This is a genomic window from Nocardia sp. NPDC058497, assembly GCF_042720195.1.
GTDB lineage: Bacteria > Actinomycetota > Actinomycetes > Mycobacteriales > Mycobacteriaceae > Nocardia.
Map to the genome: position 1 here is coordinate 1 of NZ_JBHXMY010000357.1, position 6,213 is coordinate 6,213.

8 protein-coding genes and 1 tRNA gene are annotated in these 6,213 nt (G+C 68.8%); 5 read left to right on the forward strand and 4 right to left on the reverse strand.

Annotated features, from left to right (window positions below):
* Positions 1-105 precede the first annotated feature (105 nt).
* Positions 106-1,005, reverse strand: coding sequence for a cutinase family protein (locus ACFWPJ_RS21765; protein ID WP_378854045.1), 900 nt, complete (start codon positions 1,003-1,005; stop codon positions 106-108).
* 282 nt (positions 1,006-1,287) lie between these two features.
* On the opposite strand from ACFWPJ_RS21765, the gene ACFWPJ_RS21770 reads away from it, so the two are divergent.
* On the forward strand, positions 1,288-1,833 hold the full coding sequence (locus ACFWPJ_RS21770; protein WP_378854047.1) for a dihydrofolate reductase family protein: 546 nt from the start codon (positions 1,288-1,290) through the stop codon (positions 1,831-1,833).
* A gap of 60 nt (positions 1,834-1,893) precedes the next feature.
* Here the strand turns inward: ACFWPJ_RS21770 and ACFWPJ_RS21775 are convergent, their stop codons facing one another.
* Together ACFWPJ_RS21775 and ACFWPJ_RS21780 are read right to left on the reverse strand one after the other, a co-directional pair.
* Positions 1,894-2,265, reverse strand: a complete 372-nt coding sequence (locus tag ACFWPJ_RS21775; RefSeq protein WP_378854049.1) for a hypothetical protein — start codon at positions 2,263-2,265, stop codon at positions 1,894-1,896.
* A gap of 10 nt (positions 2,266-2,275) precedes the next feature.
* Positions 2,276-2,734 (reverse strand): roadblock/LC7 domain-containing protein, encoded by a 459-nt coding sequence (locus tag ACFWPJ_RS21780; RefSeq protein WP_378854051.1) that lies wholly within the window; start codon positions 2,732-2,734, stop codon positions 2,276-2,278.
* A 260-nt stretch (positions 2,735-2,994) separates the two neighbouring features.
* On the opposite strand from ACFWPJ_RS21780, the gene ACFWPJ_RS21785 reads away from it, so the two are divergent.
* The 3 genes from ACFWPJ_RS21785 to ACFWPJ_RS21795 all read left to right on the forward strand — a co-directional run bounded on the left by ACFWPJ_RS21785 (position 2,995) and on the right by ACFWPJ_RS21795 (position 5,062).
* Positions 2,995-3,594 carry a class I SAM-dependent methyltransferase gene (locus ACFWPJ_RS21785; protein ID WP_378854053.1) on the forward strand — a complete coding sequence of 200 codons (600 nt, stop codon included), beginning with the start codon at positions 2,995-2,997 and terminating at the stop codon, positions 3,592-3,594.
* A 77-nt stretch (positions 3,595-3,671) separates the two neighbouring features.
* Entirely contained in the window at positions 3,672-4,520 is an 849-nt protein-coding gene (locus ACFWPJ_RS21790) for an alpha/beta fold hydrolase (RefSeq protein WP_378854055.1), read from the forward strand.
* Positions 4,517-5,062: a TetR/AcrR family transcriptional regulator gene (locus tag ACFWPJ_RS21795; protein WP_378854057.1), complete on the forward strand. Its 546-nt coding sequence runs from the start codon at positions 4,517-4,519 to the stop codon at positions 5,060-5,062. Before ACFWPJ_RS21790 ends, ACFWPJ_RS21795 begins: the two co-directional genes overlap by 4 nt.
* Before the next feature lie 36 nt (positions 5,063-5,098).
* Here ACFWPJ_RS21795 and ACFWPJ_RS21800 read toward each other — a convergent pair.
* Positions 5,099-5,181, reverse strand: a tRNA-Leu gene (locus tag ACFWPJ_RS21800).
* A gap of 219 nt (positions 5,182-5,400) precedes the next feature.
* Here ACFWPJ_RS21800 and ACFWPJ_RS21805 point away from each other — a divergent pair.
* A partial coding sequence (locus ACFWPJ_RS21805; RefSeq protein ID WP_378854059.1) for a DUF3662 domain-containing protein occupies positions 5,401-6,213 on the forward strand: 813 nt, incomplete at its 3' end.

Here is a 6,213-nt window from a genome sequence, read left to right on the forward strand (position 1 = left end):
CACGGCCGCGGGCGCTGTCGGTGGTGCCTTGCTCGGCGTCGCCGCGGGCGCGGCGGGAGGGGGCGGGTGGGGGGCCCCCCCCCCCGCGCCCCGCTACGCGCCTACTCAGGCCTGCTGAGCGATCCAGTTGTGCATCCAGGTGATGGCGGTCTGGCCGCCGCCAACGGAGTAGCTGCCGTACAGCGTGTGCGCCTGCGAACGGTAGAACCGCTCCAGGTCCTTGGCCCGCTGCTGGTTGGCCGCGTCCGAGAGCTGCGCCTGCAGCGTCGGCACGCCACCGTGCGCCATCAGGTCGTTCATGATTGCGCCCGCCTCGATCTGGTAGCGCCACAGGTTGGCCGGGTTGGCGTCCGAGCTCTGCGCCAGGAAGCCGGCGAAACGGGTGACGAAGTCGTCGGTGGCGGTGGCGCAGTACAGGTCGTCGACCGCGCAGATGGTCCGCACCCGGTCACTGATCCAGCCGAAGCCGCCGGGACGGGCACCGCCCGCACCCGCGCCCTGGGCGATCGGGCCGACCTGCACGTCGGTGGGCGAGCGCCGGGGATCGGAGATCAGGCCGACGGCCGCGACCTTGCCTGGCGCGATCTTGCTGACGCCGGTGCCGATCTCGGCGGCGAGGTCGCCTGCCGCGTCGGCGCCCTGGCTGTAGCCGACCAGTGCGATATCGGTGTTACCGCACGCCGCGAGCTTGGCGGTGATCAGTCCGCGGGCCGTGTCGACGGCCTGCTTCTTGGACTGACCGTAGACATCGCCTTCCCACGGGAAGGCGGTGGCGGCGTAGGTGACGTAGTCGACGTCGGTGTTGCGGGGCAGGCCTCTGGTGACACCGGCGAGCATGCCGGGGCCAGGGGCCTTGTCGTGGCCGGTTTCCCAGGTACCCGGGATCGCCACGACGTACAAACTCGGGCAGCCCGGCGCCGCCGCGGCGCTCGTGCTGCCGGCCATGATGCCGGTGGTCATCGCCGCGGCAGCACCCAGCGCCGCTACAACTTTCTTCAACTGCATTTCGCTCCAGTTCAACGTTGCTCGATGCAGAGCAAACCCCGTCAAGTTGCTGTCAAGATGGGTGAACTCGGCAGATGGGCCGTCGTGCGCAACGACCTGACGCTCCTCACCCAGTCCTCGCCGCGAATCACAATAGGCGCACGGCCGCGCTCGTGCCACACGACCCGGCGAGCGTGTCTGATTTCCGACAGTCTGCCGACGATCTCATGACGCGGCACCGATTAATCCCGCGTGGCAGTCTCGTCTACACAGACAACCGAGAACGAGAGAGAAGAGGAAATCATGGGCAAGATCGTTGTGGCAGAGTTCGTTTCGGCCGACGGTGTCATCGAGAACCCGGTCTGGACCGCGCCGTACTGGAACGATCGGATCGGCGATTTCAAGAATCCCGAGATCTTCGACGCCGACGCGCTGCTGCTCGGCCGCACCACCTACGAGGGCTTCGCGGCGGCCTGGCCCGAGCACCCCGAGGCCGGCGAGTACAAGGACCGGATCAACGCCATGCCCAAGTACGTGGCCACCACGACGGCGACCGAGCTGGAATGGAACGCCACCCGCATCGAGGGCGACCTCGCGGAGGCGATCGGAAAGCTGCGCGCCGAGCAGGATCTGGTGGTCTTCGGCAGCGGCACCCTGGTCGACTTCCTGCGTGCCAACAACCTCGTCGACGAATACCGCCTCGTCGTCTACCCCGTGCACCTGGGCAAGGGGCTGCGCCTGTTCAACGATGTCGACACCCAGGCGACGCTCGAGCTGACCAGCTCGGAGACGCTTGACAACGGTGTGCAGCTCAACATCCTCACCGTCACGGCCAACGAACTGGCGTGACGGGCGCGGTGGGATGTCGGCGGCCACCCGAGTCGCCGACATATCCACGGCCCGACGTTCTCACACCTCCAGGTCTTCTTCGATGCCCTTGAGCCGGTGGCGGGCCATGGCCAGATTGGACCGGGCCCGGTCGAGAGCCAGGTAGAGGAACAGACCCTTCGACTTGCGCCCGGTCATCGGCCGGATGACGTGATACTGGCTGCCCAGGGTGATGAGGATGTCCTCGATGTCCTCGTTGATGCCGAGCTGCTCGATGGTGCGCATCTTCGCGCGGACCACCTCGGTATTGCCCGCCGCGGCGACCTGCAGGTCCAATGCCTTGCTGCTGCTGAGCATGCCGAGCGCCATGCCGCTGCTGTAGTCGACGACCGCGGCGCCGATCGCACCGTCGATCACCATCATGTCTTTCAGAGCCAGGTCCATATTCGACATGTCGTGCCTTTCATTCGGTTTCTTGATGGGGGTGCGCCGCCGCCAGATATTCGGCGATGGCGCGAGCCGCCGGCCGCGACTCCAGATGGAGCCGGCCGACGTTCACTTCGGGGCCGGCGAGCACGGTCAGCGAGGTGTAGCCGGCGGCGTAGATGACCACCTGCCCCTCGGTGCCGAGCACGACGACCTCGTTGAACCCGCCGCCGTGGGCGGTGGTCGCCAGCCGATACGACAGCGACAACTGCGCGGCGGCCATCGCAGCCATGCCGGCGGGTTCGATATGCGGGGGTAGGTCGTGTTCGATGAGCAACCCGTCGCTGGACGCGACCACCGAGCCGGTGAGGCGGGGTACCCGCTCCCGCAACGACTTCAGTTCGGCCAACACCGCCGTGTTGCGTTCGGGCACGGGCATCGCCACCTTCGTCAACCTTCCCCTCCATTCACCGAGCAGCTTCTTCCGCACGGTCACGCAAGCTCCTCCAACGCCGCCCTGAGCCGGATGAGTAGATCGCGGTCCACCTGCTGCCAGCGCTCGGGCTCATACGGTGCTGTGCCGGGGTGGTTTCCGCGGCGCCGGGCGGGTGCGGTCGCTTCCTCGTCGACCGTGTGCCGACCGGATCTTTCGTTCGCTCCCTGCATCGGGTGCTGGGAACGAACGGTCCCCGCGGCGAGGGCGGACGGGATCCGCCTCGGTAACGCGGGTACGCCTGTTGTCGGTGCCGGACGCCGGTGTCGGGCGGTGTCGTCGGCGGGCTGCGGGGCCAGCGCCAGGTGGCGGCCCGTCGGCCGCGTCTGCGTCGAATCGGCCGCGCCGACGTCGTGGGTCTGGGGCAGAACGGCTGTGGTGATGTCGGGGAGCAGATCCGCCGCGGTGCGGTCGGGCTCCTGGATCAGGCCCGCCTTGGTGAGGTCGCGGACCGCGACGAGGCAGCCGTAGGTGGTGCGGCCCAGGTCGCGGGCGATCTCGGCGATGCTGCGGCGTTCGTCGGGGGGGGGGGGGGGGCGGGGCCGCGGCCCCCCCCCCCCCCGCTCCCCCTCCCCGACGCGGGCCTGGACGCGGCGATCACCCTCAACACCATCTACTTCCTCGACGACCTGCCCGCCGCCTGCGCCGAGCTGGCCCGCGTCCTACGCCCCGGTGGTACCGCGGTGATCGGCATCGGCGACCCCGAGGCGATGGCCAAGATGCCGTTCACCCCTTATGGATTCACGTTGCGTCCGGTCGCCGACGTCATCGCGGCCCTGTCCGGCGCGGGCCTGGCCGTCGAACAGCGGACGCTACCGAACCCGCCGATCCCCTACCACCTGCTGATCGCCCGCAGGGGCTGATCTCCGTCGCACAACAATCGGCGCTTTCGGCTGCCCAGAGGCTTGACCGACCGGTCGGTCATGGCTAGCGTCGACGCATGGGACTTCCCGAGAAGCTGACCGTCCCGACTCCCTTCGGTGACATCGCGGTTCAGCTGCGCGGCCGATCGCCGGACGAGGCGCCGGGATTGCTGCTGCTGCACGCGAATCCGGGTGACCATCGCGACTTCGACGAGATCGTGCCCACGCTGGCGCCCGACTGGGCGATCGCCGCGGTCGACTGGCCCGGATACGGCGCGTCGACCGTCCGCGATCCGGAGCTGATCACCATCGATGCGCTCGCGGAGGTGACTGTTCGGGTCGTCGATGCGTTGTCCCGGTACGGATTCGGCGCGTTCACGGTGATGGGTAACAGCGCGGGTGGGTATGCCGCCGTGCGGTTGGCCGAGCGCGCGCCGGATCGGGTGCGTGGGCTCGTGCTCGTGCAGCCGGCGGGGTTCGCGCCGCGAAATGCGTTGACCAGGGCGTTCTTCCGTGTCGTCGCCCGCCCTGCCGTCGCCCGCCGGTTCGTCGTGCCGAACGCGCGGATGTATCTGGGTCCGCTCGATCGCGGCGGCGTGCGTGCCGTCTTCGACCGGGCGCGGGCGATACCCGGCGATCCGGTCCGCCTCGCCGTCTATCGCAGTCTCTGGCGCAGCTTCGACGATCCGCGATTCGACCTGCCGGCGGGCGGACCTCTGCTGCCCGCTGTGCCGGTTCAGGTGGTGTGGGGCCGCAACGACCCGTCGAATCCGTGGATCATGAACCGTCGCGGCGTCGCCGCAGCACTGCCGCACGCGGAGGTGAAGGTCATCGCCACCCGGCACGAGCCGTTCACCGAGGCCCCGGGCTTGTTCCTCGAGACGGTGCGGGATTTCCTGACGGCCCGTGCTGGAATGCGACCATGAGATCCGCCGAGCCGGGACGGCGCGCGCTGCTGGAGGCCGGCCGCGCCCTGCTGTCCACCGAGGACCTGACCAAGCTGTCGGTCAACGCGATCGCCGCGCGGGCGAAGATGGCGAAGGGCAGATTCTATCAACACTGGCCGAGCCGCGAGGCCTACTTCGTCGCCCTGCATCGCGCCTTCCACGATCACCTCGACGACCTGGTGTCCGCCGTGGTCGCCGACCTCCCGCCCGGCGAGTCCCGCCTCATCGCGGGCATCACCGCCTACCTCGACGGCTGCCTCGCCGACCCCGCGACAAAAGGCCTGCTGGTACAGGCACGCACCGACGCGGGCCTCGGCACCGAAGTAGCAGCCCGCAACGCCACCGCCGCCGCTCTCCTCACCACCGACCTCATCGCCATCGGGTGGCCCGACCCGGACCCCGTCGCCGTCCTGCTGGTCGCCGCGATCGCCGAGACCGCACTCCAGGAACTCGACGCGTCCGCCCCGCGCCCCGACCTGCGCCAGGCGCTCGTCCGCCTGGTCGACCGCAGAAACGACTAGAGGCCCGATCCTGGTGGATCGAGCCTCTAGTCTTTGTGGGCGAAGGGGGACTTGAACCCCCACGTCCTTACGGACACTGGCACCTGAAGCCAGCGCGTCTGCCATTCCGCCACTCGCCCGAGCGACTGGAAAAATCTAACATGTCCCGCGGCCGAAAATAAAATCGTATCTCTGACCTGCGATGATGCGAGCGGATTCGGCTCGGGAACCGGGTCGCTCCGCCGGGAGTTACAGGGTTGGAGGATCGTGGATATCATGCAAGGAACGTGGTCGGGTCCGGACACGCCGTAACCAGCGTGTCGACCTGGTCGGACACGCGCACCGAAGGGAGGGCTGTGATGGGCATCGTGTCGAGATTCGAGCGTCGCCTGCAGGGCGCCGTCGGTGACGTGTTCGCGAGGGTGTTCGGCGGCAGCGTCGTTCCCCAGGAGGTGGAGGCCGCGCTGCAGCGCGAAGCCGCAGATCAGGTGCAGGATCTCGGCGGCGGGCACAAGCTCGCGCCGAACAGTTACGTGATCACGATCAACGAATCCGATCACGGAAAGCTCGACGCCGATCACGACCTCACGACCAAGGCGTTCGCCAAACATCTGCAGGATTACATCCGCGAGCAGGGCTGGCAGACCTACGGCGAAGTACACGTGGCGTTCGAGGCATCACCTACGCTGCACACCGGAATGTTCAGAGCGAGCGGCCGCGTCGACCCCGACGCCGGTCGCGGGACCGCCCCACCTCGCCCCGAACCGCCACAACGACCCGCACACCCGCAACCAGGAGCTGGCCCCATGACGCACAACTCAGGCTACGAGCCAAGCCGAGAGCCCGCGGAGTCCGATCCACGCAACCGCGGGTACGCACCGCCGCCCGCCGCACGTGGTGCCACTCCCGGCGCCTACCCCGACGAATACGGCCAGCAGGGCGGCTACGGCGCCCAGCCCGGCTACGGCGATGCCGCGTACGGCCAGCAGGGTGGCGAATACCAGAACGGGTACGACCAGCAGGGCGGCGCGCAGTCCGGCTACGGCCAGCAGGGCGGCTACGGTGCCCAGCCCGGCTACGGCGAGCAGGGCTATGACCAGCAGGGTGGCTACGGCCAGCAGGCCTACAGCCAGCAGGGCGGCTACGGCGGCCAGCAGGGCTATGCCGAACCC

Bases quoted from the DNA above. Each gene is read 5' to 3' on its own strand.
- ACFWPJ_RS21765 (WP_378854045.1), bottom strand. From the start codon at position 1,005: ATGCAGTTGAAGAAAGTTGTAGCGGCGCTGGGTGCTGCCGCGGCGATG.
- ACFWPJ_RS21770 (WP_378854047.1), top strand. From the start codon at position 1,288: ATGGGCAAGATCGTTGTGGCAGAGTTCGTTTCGGCCGACGGTGTCATC.
- ACFWPJ_RS21775 (WP_378854049.1), bottom strand. From the start codon at position 2,265: ATGTCGAATATGGACCTGGCTCTGAAAGACATGATGGTGATCGACGGT.
- ACFWPJ_RS21790 (WP_378854055.1), top strand. From the start codon at position 3,672: ATGGGACTTCCCGAGAAGCTGACCGTCCCGACTCCCTTCGGTGACATC.
- ACFWPJ_RS21795 (WP_378854057.1), top strand. From the start codon at position 4,517: ATGAGATCCGCCGAGCCGGGACGGCGCGCGCTGCTGGAGGCCGGCCGC.